A 16,542-nucleotide genomic window follows, 5' to 3' on the forward strand; every position below is an offset into this window, starting at 1 on the left:
GACTTGCACACAAACGGCGGGGATCACGCTGTGGATAACCTTGGGAAGGAACGATACAGGCCACGAGAGCCGTGGCCTGTAGAGGTTTGTGCGTTTTTTGATCAGCTGCGTCGACGCAAACTTATCCACGCATCGATGCTGTACACCGCCAGGCCGGCCCAAATGAACATGAACGCGACCAGTGTGCTCGACGACAAGTGCTCGCCAAACAGCAGCACCGCCTGCAACAGCACCAGGGTCGGGGCGATGTATTGCAGGAAGCCGATGGTGGTGTAGGGCAGATGCCGGGTCGCGGCGTTGAAACACACCAGCGGCACCAGCGTCACCGGGCCGGCGGCTACCAGCCACCAGGCTTGCGAGGTGCTCCAGAAATCAGGCTGCACGCTCGTCGCGGTCTGGTTGAACAACAACCACGCAATCGCAATCGGCACGAGCATCCAGGTTTCCACCACCAGCCCCGGCAAGGCCTTGACCGGTGCCTGTTTGCGAATCAGCCCGTAGAAACCGAAGGTCAACGCCAGCGCCAGCGACACCCACGGCAGACTGCCGACCTGCCAGACCTGCTGCGCCACGCCAACCGCGGCGAGCCCCACCGCCAGCCACTGCATGCGCCGCAGCCGCTCCCCGAGAATCACCATGCCCAATAACACGTTGATCAACGGGTTGATGTAATAACCGAGGCTTGCTTCGAGCATGCGCCCGTTATTCACCGACCACACATAGGTCAGCCAGTTGGCCGCGATCAGCGTACCGCTCAACGCCAGAATCGCCAGACGCTTGGGGTTATCGAGCAGTTCGCGCAGCCAGCCCGGGTGTTTCCACACCATCAGCAACAGCGCGCCGAACAGCGCCGACCACAGCACACGATGAATGATGATCTCGACCGCCGGCACTTCGGCGATGGCTTTGAAATAGATCGGGAACAGGCCCCAGATGATGTAGGCACTCAGGCCCAGAATGTACCCGCGACGCGGGTTGGCGGCTTGCATGCAGAATCCTTGCTTTGGCAGCTGACAAAGGAAGGATTGTAAGGAGATTTGTCCGCAGATGCCTTAGCGGATAGGTCGGGAAATTGTGAACACCGAACAAATGTAGGAGTGAGCCTGCTCGCGATAGCGCTCTGACATTCAACATTTTCGTTGCCTGATAAAACGCTATCGCGAGCAGGCTCACTCCTACAGAGGATGGAGGTGAATCAGAAGAGTTTCAATGGTTCTTCATTCAGCGCCGCCAGTTGCTCGCGCAGCGCCAGCACCTGATCGCCCCAATAACGCTCGGTGCCGAACCAAGGGAAGCTGTGCGGAAACGCCGGGTCATCCCAGCGTCGCGCCAGCCACGCGCTGTAATGCATCAACCGCAGGGCGCGCAGCGGCTCGATCAGCGCCAGTTCACGCGGGTCGAAATCGTGGAATTCGTTGTAGCCATCCATCAGTTCCGACAACTGCCCCAGACAGTCCTGACGATCACCGGCGAGCATCATCCAGATGTCCTGCACCGCCGGGCCCATGCGGCAGTCATCGAGGTCCACGATGTGGAACATTTCGTCGCGGCACATCATGTTGCCGGGGTGGCAATCACCGTGCATGCGGATGTTCTGATGCGGCGTCCTGGCGTAGGCATCTTCAACGCGCTTGAGCAGGTCGCGGGCGACGGACTCGTAAGCCGGCAGCAGGCTTTTCGGAATGAAGTTGCCTTCCAGCAGGGTGGTCAGCGAAGCGTGGCCGAAATTCTGCACGGCGAGGGCTTCGCGGTGTTCGAACGGTTTGGTCGCGCCAACTGCGTGGATGCGCCCGAGCAACTGGCCGAGGCGATACAACTGATCGAGGTTGCCCGGCTCCGGCGCGCGGCCGCCGCGACGCGGAAACAGGGTGAAGCGGAAACCGGCATGCTCGTGCAGGGTTTCGCCGTTGTGGATCAGCGGCGCTACCACCGGGATGTCAACATTGGCCAATTCAAAGGTGAACTGGTGCTCTTCAAGGATGGCGTCGTTGGTCCAGCGCTGCGGGCGGTAGAACTTGGCGATCAGCGGCTCGGAGTCTTCGATGCCGACCTGATAGACGCGGTTTTCATAGCTGTTGAGCGCCAGAATGCGCGCATCGCTGAGAAAACCGATGCTTTCGACGGCGTCGAGGACGAGATCGGGTGTGAGGGTTTCAAACGGGTGGGCCATGCTGACTCCTGCGCGCAGCAGGCTGCTGCGTCCGGCCCGGCATGGTAGCGCAGATGGCAGGCAGTTAGGGATTGGTGTCCGGGCTGAAGCTATCGCGAGCAGGCTCACTCCTACAGGGGAATGCATTCCAAATGTAGGCCTTCGCCTGCTCGCGATAAGGGTTTATCAGGCGCCGACGATCCCGCCATCCTCTCGGGTAATCGCCATCACCGACGACCGTGGCTTGCCATTGGGCAGATGCTCGGGGAAGGTCGAACCGCCGTTTTCGCCCGGATGCTGAATCCCGACAAACAGGGTTTTCTGATCCGGCGAGAAGCTGATCCCGGTTACCTCGCAACCCACCGGCCCGACCATGAACCGGCGAATCTCACCAGTCTTCGGATCGGCGCAGAGCATCTGGTTGTTGCCCATCCCGGCGAAGTCGCCGGCATTGCTCGAGTCGCCGTCGGTGAGAATCCACAGGCGTCCGGCCTTGTCGAAACCCAGGCCATCCGGGCTGTTGAACATGTTCTGCGGAGTGATGTTGGACGAGCCGCCCTTCGGCGTACCGGCATGCACGCCGGGGTTGCCCGCGACCACGAACAGATCCCAGGCAAAAGTCTTCGAGGCGTGATCGTCGCGGTCGGTGCGCCAGCGCAGAATCTGTCCATAGACGTTCTTCTCGCGCGGGTTCGGGCCGCCCACCGGTTGGCCGTCCTCGCCACGTTTGGCGTTGTTGGTCAGGGTGCAATACACCTGGCCATCCTTGGGGCTGACGACGATCCATTCCGGGCGATCCATGCGCGTCGCGCCGACGACACTGGCGGCGAGGCGTGCATGAATCAGTACTTCGGCCTGATCGGCGAAACCGCTGCTGGCGTCGATGCCGTTTTTGCCATGGGTCAGTTCGATCCACTGGCCCTGGCCTTTCGGGTGATCGGGATTGCCGTCACCGGCATTGAATTTGGCCACGTACAAGGTGCCGTGATCGAGGATGTCGCGGTTGGCTTTGGCATTGCGGTGATTGATGCGGTCGCGGCTGACGAATTTGTAGATGAACTCGCCACGCTCGTCGTCGCCCATGTACACCACGGCACGGCCGTCGTCGGTCTCGGCGAGGGCGGCGTTTTCGTGTTTGAAACGGCCCAGCGCGGTGCGTTTGACCGGGGTCGATTGCGGATCGAACGGATCGATCTCGACCACCCAGCCGTGACGGTTCAGCTCATTCGGGTTCTTGGCCATGTCGAAACGCGGATCGTACGGGTGCCAGTTGATCTCGCGGCTGGCGGCCGTTACGCCGTAGCGTTTTTGCGCGGCGTCGAACTGCTGCTGGGCGTTGCTGCTGCCGAAGCAATCGGTGAAGTTTTCTTCGCAGGTCAGGTAGGTGCCCCACGGCGTTTTGCCGTTGGCGCAGTTCTGGAACGTGCCGAGCACTTTTTTGCCGTGCTTGTCGGCAGCGGTTTTCATCAAGTCATGACCGGCCGCCGGGCCGCTGATGCGCAGCGGCGAGTTGCCGTGGATGCGCCGGTTGTAGCGCGAGCCCTGAACGAACTGCCATTGGCCGTTCTTGCGCTGCACCTCGATCACCGACACGCCTTCACAGGCCAGCGCCTTGCGCACGTCTTCGGCCGACCGCGGCATGCCGCCGTGCGGATAAAGGTAGCGGTAGTTGGTGTATTCGTTGTTGATCGCCATCAGCGCGCGGTTGCGGTCATCCGGGAAGGCGAACAGGCTCATGCCGTCGTTGTTGTCGCCAAACTGCACTTCCTGTGCGGCCGCGGTGCCATTGCCGCTCGGGTCGAAGGCCGGGCCGTTCTTGTGCAGCGGCTGGCCCCAGCTGATCAGCACCGAAGACTTGTAGCCCTTGGGCAGGCTGATCGCGTCGCTGGTCGCGGCGGGAATGCTTTCAAAACCGAGCAGACGGCTGTTGCCCGCGCTGACACTCGCCGCCATCACGCTGCGGCTCAGCAGGTTGCCGCCCAGAAACATCGCGGCACCGCACAATGCACCGGCGCTGATGAAACCGCGACGGCTGAGGCCGACCATTTTTTCCAGATCGGTGGATTGGTTTTCTTCTAACAGGCTCATCTCAGGCTCCCTGCATGGTTTTGGCAGCCACCTTAATGAGCAACGATGACGCTTTCGTTGCAGCGCCCGATCAGAGCGGCGTGCCGATCAGCACATTGCTCGGCGAAAACTGCACACGCACCGGCTGACCGACCCCCAAGCTGCGTTGGCGCAACTCCAGCGGTTCGGCCAGCGCGCAGAGAATGTGGCCGTTGGGCAAAGAAACACGCACTTCGCTGGGGCCGTCCTCGGCATCGAGAATCGCCTCGATGTTGCCGTCGAGCAAATTGTGTCCCGGCGTTGCGACTTGTTCACGGCCGAGCAATTCCAGCCAGCCCGCCTTGATCAGTGCGACCACTGGCGTGCCGATCTGCAGCTCGAGGTGCAGGGTGCTGTCGTGAGTGATTTGCGCGTCGAGGCACAGGCCTTCGGCCAGTTCGAGGCGGATCAGGTCGTTGCGGCCCTGACTGCCGATCGCTACCACCTTGCCGTGCAACTGATTGCGCGCGCTGGTCCTGAGCATCAGCCGCCCGAGCAGGTCCAGGTCACTGGCGTCTTCCGCCGCCTCGAGCACTTGCGCCTGCAGGGCTTGCAACTTTTGATAGAGGCGCAGCACACGTTCGCCTTCGCTGGACAGTTTGGCACCGCCACCGCCCTTGCCGCCAATGATCCGTTCGACCAGCGGTTTGTGTGCGAGGTTGTTCAACTCATCGATGGCGTCCCACGCCGCTTTGTAGCTCAAGCCTGCGCTTTTCGCTGCGCGGGTGATCGAGCCCTGCTCGGCAATGTGTTGCAGCAGGACAATGCGCTGCGGACGGCGCACGATGTGCTGGGAGAGGAGGGAGGGGAGGGACATATCGGTCAGATTTGCTGCGGCAGTTGCTACAGAAGCTGGCGGCTTCGAGCGCCGGAGTCAAGTCAGGCCCAAAACCTAGGAGTGAGCCTGCTCGCAATGGCGCCATCAAAGGCGACATCTGTGCTGGCTGATCTACCGCTATCGCGACCAGGCTCACTCTACAGGGGATTGTGAGCAGATCAGCTTCCGGGTTTCGGCGTGCGGGCCAGACAATACACATCAACTCGCGCCGCCCCTGCGCTCATCAACAACCGCGCCAGCGCCTGAGCGGTGGCGCCAGTAGTCAGCACGTCATCGATCAGCGCGAAATGCCGGCCGTTTACCGGGGCATTCGGCGCCAGATCGAAGGCGTTGCGCAAATTGTGCTTGCGCGCATTGGCGTCGAGATCCTGCTGCGCATCGGTCTCTTTGACGCGATGCAAGATCCGTTCTTCGCAAGGCAGATTCAGCGACTTGCCCAACCACCGTGCGAGCATCGCGGCCTGGTTGAACCCGCGTTGACGCAAGCGTTTACGCGCCAGTGGCACCGGCACCAACGCATCGGGCCTCGGCAGATCTTCATCGAAGCGATGTTGCAGGTATTGCCCGAGAACGTCGGCGAGCAGGTGGCCAAACGGCCATTTTGCGTTGTGTTTAAAACGCGTAATCAGACTGTCCACCGGGAAGCCATACAGCCAAGGCGCGGCGACCTGCGCAAAGGCCGGAGGCTCTAGCAGGCATGCTCCGCACGTCAGGCCATCGGCAATCAATGGCAAAGCGCAGCGCTGGCAGTGGCTGCCGAGCCAGGGCAGCTCGGTTTCGCAGGCCACGCAGATTGCCATTTCTGCTTCGGCGCGCTCATCGCATAACAAGCAGGTTTGTACATTATTTAAACAGATGTAAACCGGCCTTTCGTATCGTGGTTGACAGCGCATGACACTTCCTTAAATATGCCGAACATCCGTGTAGCGCCTGTGGGTATTCCTTTTCCCCGGCGCCAGCCAAGCATAACCAAGGAATTGCCCATGAGCGCGAGCACCACCGCCACCCTGCGTCACGATTGGTCTCTGGCCGAAGTCAAAGCACTCTTCGTACAGCCATTCAACGACTTGCTGTTCCAGGCGCAAACGGTGCACCGCGCGCACTTCAACGCCAATCGCGTTCAAGTCTCGACGCTGCTGTCGATCAAAACCGGCGCCTGCCCGGAAGACTGCAAGTACTGCCCGCAGTCCGGTCACTACAACACCGGTCTTGAAAAAGAAAAGCTGATGGAAGTGCAGAAAGTCCTCGAAGAGGCGGCGCGCGCCAAAGCCATCGGCTCGACGCGCTTCTGCATGGGCGCCGCGTGGAAGCATCCTTCGGCCAAGGACATGCCCTATGTGCTGAAAATGGTCGAAGGCGTCAAAGCCATGGGCCTGGAAACCTGCATGACTCTGGGGCGACTGGACCAGGAGCAGACCGAAGCGCTGGCCAAGGCTGGCCTCGACTACTACAACCACAACCTCGACACCTCGCCGGAGTTCTACGGCAGCATCATCACCACGCGCACCTACAGCGAGCGGTTGCAGACACTGGCTTACGTGCGTGAGTCGGGTATGAAAATCTGCTCCGGCGGCATTCTCGGCATGGGCGAGTCGCTGGACGACCGCGCCAATTTGCTGATCCAACTGGCCAACCTGCCGGAGCATCCGGAATCGGTGCCGATCAACATGCTGGTCAAGGTTGCCGGCACACCGCTGGAAAATGCTGAAGATATCGATCCGTTCGACTTCATTCGCATGCTCGCGGTGGCGCGCATCCTCATGCCGCAATCCCACGTGCGTCTGTCCGCCGGCCGCGAAGCGATGAACGAACAGATGCAGGCGCTGGCGTTTTTCGCCGGCGCCAACTCGATCTTCTACGGCGACAAGTTGCTCACCACCGCCAACCCGCAGGCGGATAAGGACATGCAGTTGTTCGCACGCCTGGGCATCCAGCCGGAAGCGCGCGAAGAGCACGCCGATGAAGTGCATCAGGCGGCAATCGAGCAGGCGTTGGTGGAGCAGAAGAGCAGCGAGCAGTTCTATAACGCTGCCATTTGATTTTTTGAAGCGATGCAAGCACCTGTGGGAGCTGGCTTGCCAGCGATAGCGGACTGACTGTCGACATGGATGTTAAATGTGCTGCCCTCATCGCTGGCAAGCCAGCTCCCACAGGTGCCGTGTCTATCTGGATTCATGTGTTCTGATTTTTTCGAGGCCTGCATGTCTTTCGATCTCGCCGCACGCCTTGCCACCCGTCGTGCCGACAACCTCTACCGGCAGCGCCCGCTGCTTGAATCCCCGCAAGGGCCGCAAGTGGTGGTCGACGGCAAACCGTTGCTGGCCTTCTGCAACAACGATTACCTGGGCCTGGCCAATCATCCGCAAGTGATCGAAGCCTGGCGCGCCGGGGCCGAGCGCTGGGGCGTCGGCGGTGGCGCCTCGCACCTGGTGATCGGCCACAGCGGCCCGCATCACGCACTCGAAGAAGCGCTGGCGGACCTGACCGGTCGGCCGCGTGCGCTGTTGTTCACCACCGGCTACATGGCCAATCTAGGCGCGGTCACGGCGCTGGTCGGGCAGGGCGATACGGTGCTTGAAGATCGCCTTAATCACGCTTCGCTGCTCGATGCCGGTCTGTTGTCGGGCGCGCGCTTCAATCGCTATCTGCATAACGACGCGCAAAGCCTGGCCAATCGTCTGGAGAAAGCCACCGGTAATGCCCTGGTGGTCACTGATGGCGTGTTCAGCATGGACGGTGATATCGCCGATCTGCCGGCACTGGCCCGTGAAGCCAAAGCCAAAGGTGCCTGGCTGATGGTCGATGATGCCCATGGTTTCGGCCCGCTCGGGGGGACGGGCGCAGGCGTCGTCGAGCATTTCGGCCTGAGCCAGGAAGACGTGCCCGTTCTGGTTGGCACCCTCGGCAAGGCGTTCGGCACAGCGGGCGCATTCGTGGCCGGCAGCGAAGAGCTGATCGAGAGCCTGATCCAGTTCGCCCGCCCCTACATTTACACCACCAGCCAGCCACCGGCGTTGGCCTGCGCGACGCTGAAAAGCCTCGAACTGCTGCGCAGCGAACACTGGCGTCGCGAACATCTGCAGACGTTGATTCGCCAGTTCCGCCACGGCGCCGAGCAGATCGGCCTGCAATTGATGGACAGCTTCACCCCGATTCAGCCGATCCTGATTGGCGATGCCGGACGTGCGCTGCGCCTGTCGCAGATGCTGCGCGAGCGTGGGTTGATGGTCACGGCGATCCGCCCGCCGACCGTCCCCGCCGGCAGCGCGCGGCTGCGTGTGACCCTGACCGCCGCCCACAGCGAGGCGCAGGTGCAGCTATTGTTAGAGGGGCTGGCCGATTGCTACGCCCGGCTATCGTCGGAGCCAAGCCATGCGTGATCGTCTGATTCTGTTGCCCGGCTGGGGCCTTGGCATTTCGCCAATGGAACCCTTGGCGGCCGCATTGCACGGGCTGGACGAGCATCTGACGGTCAGCATCGAGCCGTTGCCTGAGCTGGATTCCAGCGACCCACAGGACTGGCTCGATGAACTCGATGAACGTATTCCTCAAGACGTCTGGCTTGGCGGCTGGTCGCTGGGCGGCATGCTGGCGACCGGACTGGCGGCGCGCCGTGGCGAGCATTGCTGCGGTGTGCTGACGCTGGCGAGCAATCCGTGTTTTGTTGCTCATGAGCAGTGGCCGAGTGCGATGCCGGCCGAGACGTTCGATGCGTTTCTGGCCGGTTGCCAGGCCGACCCGCGCACGACCCTCAAACGCTTTTCGCTGCTGTGCGCCCAAGGGGCGCAAGATCCGCGCGGCTTGTCCCGACTGCTGCTCGGCGCGGCACCAGGCACCTCGCCTGCCGTATTGATGGCCGGGCTCGAGTTACTCGCGCAGATGGATATTCGCGAGGCGCTGCAAGCATTTCGCGGTCCGCAGTTGCACCTGTTCGCCGGCCACGATGGTCTGGTGCCTGAGGAAGCCGCCGGGGCCTTGTTTGCGCTTTTGCCGGATATCGAAATTGGCCTGATCGAACAGGCCAGCCATGCGTTTCTTCTGGAAGACCCCCACGGACTGGCGGGCGCGATCCAGGCTTTTCTACACGAGTGCGCTGATGACTGATTTGTCCCTTGTGCTGCCTGGCGGCTTGCCCGACAAGCGTCAGGTTGCCGCATCTTTTTCACGTGCAGCGGCCAGTTATGACAGCGTCGCCGAGTTGCAGCGTGATGTCGGTACAGAGTTGCTCGCGCGTCTACCTCTGGATTTCGTCCCCGCACGTTGGCTGGATCTGGGCTGTGGCACCGGCTATTTCACCCGCGCGCTGGGCTCACGTTTTACCGAAGGCCAGGGGCTGGCGCTGGATATTGCCCAGGGCATGCTAAACCACGCGCGGCCGCTGGGCGGCGCCGAGCATTTCATTGCCGGCGATGCGGAGCGCCTGCCGTTGCAGGATTCGACCTGTGATCTGATCTTCTCCAGCCTCGCGGTGCAGTGGTGTGCGGATTTCGAGGCGGTGCTCAGCGAGGCTTTTCGCGTGCTGAAACCGGGCGGGATTTTTGCATTTGCTAGTCTTTGCACAGGGACATTGTTCGAACTGCGCGAGAGCTGGCGGCAGGTCGACGGACTGGTGCACGTCAATCGCTTCCGCGAATTTGCTCGATATGAGCAGGCGTGCGCAGCCAGTGGCCTGCGCACGTTGAGTCTGGCGAGTCTGCCGCACGTGCTGCATTACCCGGATGTGCGCAGTTTGACTCATGAGCTGAAAGCGCTGGGTGCGCACAATCTCAATCCCGGGCGGCCAGGTGGTCTGACCGGGCGCGCGCGGATTCTCGGGCTGGTCGAGGCTTACGAGCGGTTCCGCAAGGCGTCGGGATTGCCGGCGACTTATCAGGTGGTCTACGCCGTGTTGGAGAAACCCTTATGAGCGCAGCCTATTTCATTACAGGTACCGACACCGATGTCGGCAAGACCACCGTCGCCGCCGGTTTGCTGCACGCGGCGCGCTCGGCGGGGTTGAGTACGGCGGCGGGCAAACCGGTGGCGTCGGGGTGCGAAGTCACGCCCAAGGGTTTGCGCAACGCCGATGCGCTGGCGTTGTTGGCCGAGTGCTCGTTGCCGCTGACTTATCAACAGGTCAATCCGTTGGCGTTCGAACCGGCTATCGCTCCGCATCTGGCGGCGCGCGAAGCGGGTGTGGCGTTGACTGTGCAATCGTTGCTGGCGCCGATGCGCGGGATCCTCGCGATGAACGCCGATTTCACCTTGATCGAAGGTGCCGGCGGCTGGCGGGTGCCGTTGGCCGATCAGGATAATCTGTCGGATCTGGCGATCGCGCTGAAGCTGCCGGTGATTCTGGTGGTCGGCGTGCGGTTGGGTTGTATCAGCCATGCCTTGCTCACGGCCGAGGCAATTGCCCGGGATGGTCTGCAGCTGGCCGGGTGGGTGGCAAATATCATCGATCCAAAGACGTCGCGGCTGGAAGAGAACCTGGCGACACTGGCTGAGCGGATTCCCGCACCATGCCTGGGCCGCGTGCCGAAACTCAAGGCGCCGAGCGGCGAAGCCGTGGCCGCGCATCTGCAGTTGGATTTGCTCGACTAAGCTTTTCTCTATGGGCAGGCACTGTGCCATTAGTGTTTTTGACGGGTGTTTTTCTGACGCCTCTGCTTCAATGGCGCCTATTGATCCTTTCAAGGGATGAGAGTCGTTATGGAAATCTCCGGCAGTACCGCTTTTTATGCAGGTCTGAGCTCGATTCAGAGCGGGCAGAACCGCGTCGACCAGGCCGCCAGCCAGATCGCCAACAACACCATTGAACGTTCGGTGACCAGCCAGTCGTCCGAAGTGCAGGTCGATCGCCTGCGTGGGGTGGATCGCGCTCAACAATCGGATCTGGCCAGCAATATGGTCGAAATGTCCCAGGGCAAGATTCAGGCGGAGCTGGGCGTGAAAGTGGCCAAGGCTTCCGACGAAATGCTCGGGACTATCATCGACACCTTCGCCTGATCCGTTTTTCGTTTTGCTATTGAACGCCGCGCCTTGACGCGGCGTTTTCGTTGTAAGTCCTTCTCTCTCAACTAATCTTTTCCAGGCACCCACGACTCATTCGAGTCTGTGGCGATTTGCCGTGCGCACCTCTGAAAAAACCCGAAGACAAATGGCAAAAGATCGCCGCTTGACAAGATTTCGGCGTAAACGTATGTTTCAAACAACTGTTTGACCGCCACAACAATTCAACGCGGTCGTTCATTCCCAGTTACATCAGCAGAGGTTTATCGCTATGCCTGACTACAAGGCCCCCTTGCGTGATATTCGCTTCGTTCGTGACGAACTGCTCGGCTACGAAGCGCACTATCAGAGCCTTCCGGCTTGCGCAGACGCAACTCCGGACATGGTTGACGCCATTCTCGAAGAAGGCGCCAAGTTTTGTGAGCAGGTACTGGCACCGCTGAACCGCGTGGGCGACCTCGAAGGTTGCACCTGGAGCGAGTCCGGCGTGAAAACCCCGACCGGCTTCAAAGAGGCTTACAAGCAATTTGTCGAAGGTGGCTGGCCAAGCCTGGCCCATGACGTCGCGCATGGCGGTCAAGGCCTGCCGGAGTCGCTGGGTCTGGCAGTCAGCGAAATGGTTGGCGAGGCCAACTGGTCGTGGGGCATGTACCCGGGCCTGTCGCACGGTGCGATGAACACCATTTCCGAGCACGGCACCCCTGAGCAGCAGGACGCTTATCTGACCAAGCTGGTCTCCGGCGAATGGACCGGCACCATGTGCCTGACCGAACCGCATTGCGGCACCGACCTGGGCATGCTGCGCACCAAGGCCGAACCACAGGCCGACGGTTCCTACAAAGTGTCCGGCACCAAGATCTTCATCTCGGCCGGTGAACACGACATGGCCGACAACATCGTCCACATCGTACTGGCCCGCCTGCCGGACGCACCGGCCGGCACCAAAGGCATCTCGTTGTTCATCGTTCCCAAGTTCATGCCGAACGCTGACGGCACCGTCGGTGCACGCAACGCAGTGACCTGCGGTTCGCTGGAACACAAGATGGGCATCCACGGTAACGCCACCTGTGTAATGAACTTCGACGGCGCCACCGGTTTTCTGATCGGCCCGGCGAACAAAGGCCTGAACTGCATGTTCACCTTTATGAACACCGCTCGTCTGGGCACCGCGCTGCAAGGTCTGGCCCACGCCGAGATCGGTTTCCAGGGCGGCCTGAAATACGCTCGCGATCGCCTGCAAATGCGTTCGCTGACTGGCCCGAAAGCGCCGGACAAAGCCGCAGACCCGATCATCGTCCACCCTGACGTACGCCGCATGCTGTTGACCATGAAGGCGTTCGTCGAAGGCAACCGGGCGATGGTGTACTTCACCGCCAAACAGGTCGACATCGTCAAATACGGCGTCGATGAAGAAGAGAAAAAGAAAGCCGACGCTCTGCTCGCGTTCATGACGCCGATCGCCAAAGCCTTTATGACCGAAGTCGGTTTCGAAGCCGCCAACCACGGCGTGCAGATCTACGGCGGTCACGGTTTCATCGCCGAGTGGGGCATGGAGCAGAACGTTCGCGACAGCCGCATTTCCATGCTGTACGAAGGCACCACCGGTATCCAGGCCCTCGACCTGCTGGGCCGTAAAGTGCTGATGACCCAAGGCGAAGCCCTCAAGGGTTTCACCAAGATCGTCCACAAGTTCTGCCAGAACAACGAAGGCAACGAAGCCGTCAAAGAATTCGTCGCACCATTGGCTGCACTGAACAAGGAGTGGGGCGAGCTGACCATGAAGGTTGGTATGGCCGCCATGAAAGATCGCGAAGAAGTCGGCGCGGCCTCCGTGGATTACCTGATGTACTCCGGTTATGCCTGCCTGGCGTATTTCTGGGCCGACATGGCACGCCTGGCTGCCGAGAAGCTGGCAGAAGGCACTGGCGACGCGGCGTTCTACACCGCCAAGCTGCAAACCGCGCGCTTCTACTTCCAGCGTATCCTGCCGCGTACCCGCACCCACGTGGCCACTATGCTGTCGGGCGCCAACAACCTGATGGACATGAAAGAAGAAGACTTCGCGCTGGGCTACTAAGTCCTGCCGCTGTCCGCTGAAACCGCTGCCCTGTGAGGGGTAGCGGTTTTTTTATTGCCGATTCGCTCAGATAGTCAGGGCTTCTGCCGTTACAGAGACAGCATGTGATCTGGATCACATTGTGAGTGCTTAAACGCGCACATTGCAGGCACAATGCTATCTCTTTGCCATGACGGGTCGGAGTTTTACCCTTGCCGCGTTCTTCCGCTGTACGTTTCAGTCATTTCCTACCCTCACTGCTGCTGTTAATGGCGGGGCTGGCGGCTGCGTACGTCAAAGACCTCAGTGTGTTCTTCACTTCGCTGTTCAACGTGCTGCCGACTCTGGTACTGCTGTTGGGCGGTGCGTATTGCGCGGTTTACCGACGTCAGCGTGAGCTGTTTCTGATGCTCACGGTGTACATCGCCTACTTTTTGCTCGACACCCAGACCGATTACTACCGCGACAACGGCAAGGTCCGTGAAGACGCTGCGGTGGTGTTTCATCTGGTGTGTCTGCTCTTGCCGCTGTTGTTCGGCCTGTTTGCGGCGTGGCAGGAACGCACGCACCTGTTTCAGGATATGGTCGCGCGCTTTGCCGTGCTGCTGGCCTTCGGCAGCGTGGCGCTGGGGCTCGAACAAAGTTATCCCCAGGCGCTGCTGATCTGGCTGTCGGAAATCCGCTGGCCAGCACTGCACGGGGCGTGGATGAGTCTGATCCAGCTGTCCTATCCGGTGTTCATTTCGTCGTTCCTGCTGCTGGCCTGGCAGTACTGGCGCCATCCGCGCCCGCTGCACGCAGCGCAACTGGTCGGCTTGCTCGGCGTGTTCTGGATGCTGCCGAAAACCTTCATCCTGCCGTTTACCCTGAACATCATGTGCAGCCAAGTGATGTTGATGATTGCCGCCGCCGTTGCGCACGAGGCTTATCAAATGGCCTTTCGCGATGAGCTCACCGGTCTGCCGGGCCGTCGTGCGCTCAACGAACGCATGCAGCGCCTGGGGCGCAATTATGTATTGGCGATGAGCGACGTCGACCATTTCAAGAAATTCAACGACACCCACGGCCACGACGTCGGTGACCAGGTCCTGCGTCTGGTTGCCAGCAAGCTGTCGAAAATCAGCGGTGGCGGTAGGGCGTATCGCTATGGCGGTGAGGAATTTGCCCTGGTGTTCGCAGGCAAGACCCTTGAGGAATGCATGCCGCATCTGGAGGTGATCCGCGAGTCGATTGCTTCCTACAGCATTCAATTACGCAACCAGGAAAACCGCCCGCAGGACGACCAGCAAGGCCGCCAGCGCCGCGCAGGATCGGGAGCGTCCGCGGTGTCGGTCACGGTGAGTATCGGCGTCGCCGAGCGGCTCGAGCAGCGCACGCCGGAAGAAGTGCTCAAGTCCGCCGACCAGGCGCTGTACAGCGCCAAGGGTGCCGGGCGTAACTGCGTGATGGCGTTCGGGCAGAACCGCCGTGGCGCGGTGCGCATGGGCACCGCTGCGGGTTGAGTGATGACGGCGCATTCAGCGTCTGCACAATGATTGTCGGGTGGGGTGGCCGGCAGTAGGTTGAATCGATCTGCTGACGGAGAAGCCACCATGCCTGAGTACAAAGCTCCCTTGCGCGACATGCGCTTTTTGATTGACCACGTCTTCGACTTCCACGGCAATTACGCTGCCCTCGGCGCCCATGACGCCAGTCCTGACATGATCAACGCGATCCTCGAGGAGGGCGCGAAGTTCTGTGAGAACGTGCTCGCGCCGCTCAATCGCAGCGGTGACGAAGAAGGCTGCCATTTCGACAACGGTGTGGTGACAACGCCTACAGGCTTCAAGCAAGCCTTCGCAAAATACGTGGAGGGTGGCTGGCACGGCCTGGCCGCAGATCCGACCTACGGCGGCCAGGGCCTGCCGAGTTCGCTGGGGCTGGTGATCAGCGAGATGGTCGGCTCCAGCAACACTTCCTGGGGCATGTACCCGGGCCTGACCCACGGCGCCATGTCGGCGATCCACGCCCACGGCAGCAGCGAACAGAAAAACACTTACCTGAGCAAACTCACCGCCGGGCAATGGACCGGCACCATGTGCCTGACCGAAGCGCATTGCGGCACCGATCTGGGCATCATCAAGACCCGCGCCGTGCCGCAGGCCGACGGTAGCTACGCAATCACCGGCAGCAAGATTTTCATCTCCGCCGGCGAGCACGACATGAGTGACAACATCATTCATCTCGTCCTGGCCAAACTGCCGGACGCGCCGGCCGGGACCAAGGGCATCTCGCTGTTCATCGTGCCGAAGTTTCTGCCCGATGCGGCAGGCGAAGCGGGCGAGCGCAACGGCGTGTCCTGCGGCTCGATCGAACACAAGATGGGCATCAAGGCGTCGGCCACCTGCGTGTTGAATTTCGATGGCGCCAAAGGCTATCTGATCGGCGAGGCGAACAAGGGCCTGAACTGCATGTTCACCATGATGAACCACGCACGCCTCGGCACCGGCATGCAGGGTTTGTGTCTGGGCGAGGCGAGCTTTCAGGGGGCGATCAAGTACGCCAACGACCGCCTGCAGATGCGCTCGCTGACTGGTGCCAAAGCGCCGGACAAAGCCGCCGATCCGATCATCGTCCACCCGGACGTTCGGCGCATGCTGCTGACCATGAAAGCCTTCAACGAAGGCAATCGGGCACTGACTTATTTCACCGCGCAGCTACTCGATAGCGCACATTTGAGCAGCGACGCCGAGGCGCGTCAGGAGGCCGAAGACCTGTTGGCGTTTCTCACGCCGATCTGCAAGGCGTTCATGACCGACACTGGGCTGGAAGTGACTAATCACGGCATGCAGGTGTTTGGTGGCCATGGGTTCATTCGTGAATGGGGCATGGAGCAACTGGTGCGCGACTGCCGCATCGCCCCGATCTACGAAGGCACCAACGGCATTCAGGCGCTGGACCTGCTCGGGCGCAAGGTGCTCGGCAGCCAGGGCAAGTTGCTGCGCAGCTTTACCAAAATCGTCCACAAGTTCTGCGCCGCCAACGCCGGGCATGCGCAGTTGGGTGCGTTCGTTGCGCAGCTCAATGAGTTGAATCAGCAGTGGGGCGATCTGACTTTGAAGGTCGGCATGGCAGCGATGAAGAACCCCGACGAAGTCGGCGCTGCATCCGTCGATTATCTGATGTACAGCGGCTACATCATTCTCGGCTACCTCTGGTTGCGCATGGCCCTGGTGGCGCAGGCGCAACTGGACGCGGGCGCAGGCGAGGCGGACTTCCTGCGCGGCAAACTGGCGACGGCCGAGTTTTACTTCAAGCGCCTGCTGCCACGCACCGCTGCACATCGTGCGGCGATCGAGGCGGGCAGCGATTGTCTGATGAAAATGCCGGCGGAGCTGTTCGCGCTCTAAGGGTTTGCGGCAA

General features: G+C 61.1%; 14 protein-coding genes. 9 read left to right on the forward strand and 5 right to left on the reverse strand.

Features of this window, described 5'->3' with window-relative positions:
- Nucleotides 1-101 precede the first annotated feature (101 nt).
- From rarD to BLU24_RS03755, 5 genes are all read right to left on the reverse strand, one after another.
- The gene (rarD, locus tag BLU24_RS03735; protein WP_093097654.1) at nt 102-989 is read right to left on the reverse strand and encodes an EamA family transporter RarD; all 888 of its coding nucleotides are present in this window, start codon (nt 987-989) and stop codon (nt 102-104) included.
- Nucleotides 990-1,195: 206 nt separating this feature from the next.
- A complete protein-coding gene (locus BLU24_RS03740; protein WP_093097656.1) occupies nt 1,196-2,170 on the reverse strand; it encodes a serine/threonine protein kinase in 975 nt (324 codons plus the stop codon).
- Nucleotides 2,171-2,335: 165 nt separating this feature from the next.
- Entirely contained in the window at nt 2,336-4,237 is a 1,902-nt protein-coding gene (locus BLU24_RS03745) for a PhoX family protein (protein WP_093097658.1), read from the reverse strand.
- A 70-nt stretch (nt 4,238-4,307) separates the two neighbouring features.
- On the reverse strand, nt 4,308-5,072 hold the full coding sequence (locus BLU24_RS03750) for a TOBE domain-containing protein (RefSeq protein ID WP_093097660.1): 765 nt from the start codon (nt 5,070-5,072) through the stop codon (nt 4,308-4,310).
- 179 nt (nt 5,073-5,251) lie between these two features.
- Nucleotides 5,252-5,986 carry a ComF family protein gene (locus tag BLU24_RS03755; RefSeq protein ID WP_093097662.1) on the reverse strand — a complete coding sequence of 245 codons (735 nt, stop codon included), beginning with the start codon at nt 5,984-5,986 and terminating at the stop codon, nt 5,252-5,254.
- 90 nt (nt 5,987-6,076) lie between these two features.
- On the opposite strand from BLU24_RS03755, the gene bioB reads away from it, so the two are divergent.
- From bioB to BLU24_RS03800, 9 genes are all read left to right on the forward strand, one after another.
- Nucleotides 6,077-7,132, forward strand: coding sequence for a biotin synthase BioB (bioB, locus tag BLU24_RS03760; RefSeq protein WP_093097664.1), 1,056 nt, complete (start codon nt 6,077-6,079; stop codon nt 7,130-7,132).
- 162 nt (nt 7,133-7,294) lie between these two features.
- Entirely contained in the window at nt 7,295-8,473 is a 1,179-nt protein-coding gene (gene bioF, locus BLU24_RS03765) for an 8-amino-7-oxononanoate synthase (RefSeq protein ID WP_093106424.1), read from the forward strand.
- Nucleotides 8,466-9,197: an alpha/beta fold hydrolase gene (locus tag BLU24_RS03770; protein ID WP_093097666.1), complete on the forward strand. Its 732-nt coding sequence runs from the start codon at nt 8,466-8,468 to the stop codon at nt 9,195-9,197. Before bioF ends, BLU24_RS03770 begins: the two co-directional genes overlap by 8 nt.
- On the forward strand, nt 9,190-9,999 hold the full coding sequence (bioC, locus tag BLU24_RS03775; protein WP_093097668.1) for a malonyl-ACP O-methyltransferase BioC: 810 nt from the start codon (nt 9,190-9,192) through the stop codon (nt 9,997-9,999). The genes BLU24_RS03770 and bioC overlap by 8 nt, the downstream gene beginning before the upstream one ends.
- Nucleotides 9,996-10,676, forward strand: coding sequence for a dethiobiotin synthase (gene bioD, locus BLU24_RS03780; protein WP_093097670.1), 681 nt, complete (start codon nt 9,996-9,998; stop codon nt 10,674-10,676). The genes bioC and bioD overlap by 4 nt, the downstream gene beginning before the upstream one ends.
- A gap of 108 nt (nt 10,677-10,784) precedes the next feature.
- Complete coding sequence (locus BLU24_RS03785) at nt 10,785-11,081, forward strand: pyrroloquinoline quinone biosynthesis protein PqqE (protein ID WP_090286910.1); 297 nt, start codon at nt 10,785-10,787, stop codon at nt 11,079-11,081.
- 274 nt (nt 11,082-11,355) lie between these two features.
- The gene (locus BLU24_RS03790; protein WP_093097672.1) at nt 11,356-13,161 is read left to right on the forward strand and encodes a phenylacyl-CoA dehydrogenase; all 1,806 of its coding nucleotides are present in this window, start codon (nt 11,356-11,358) and stop codon (nt 13,159-13,161) included.
- A gap of 191 nt (nt 13,162-13,352) precedes the next feature.
- Nucleotides 13,353-14,642, forward strand: a complete 1,290-nt coding sequence (locus BLU24_RS03795) for a GGDEF domain-containing protein (protein WP_093097674.1) — start codon at nt 13,353-13,355, stop codon at nt 14,640-14,642.
- A gap of 90 nt (nt 14,643-14,732) precedes the next feature.
- Entirely contained in the window at nt 14,733-16,529 is a 1,797-nt protein-coding gene (locus BLU24_RS03800) for an acyl-CoA dehydrogenase C-terminal domain-containing protein (protein WP_093097676.1), read from the forward strand.
- Nucleotides 16,530-16,542 lie beyond the last annotated feature (13 nt).

Origin of the sequence: Pseudomonas sp. Z003-0.4C(8344-21) (assembly GCF_900104975.1) — a bacterium.
In the GTDB taxonomy this organism is placed as follows: Bacteria; Pseudomonadota; Gammaproteobacteria; order Pseudomonadales; family Pseudomonadaceae; genus Aquipseudomonas; species Aquipseudomonas granadensis.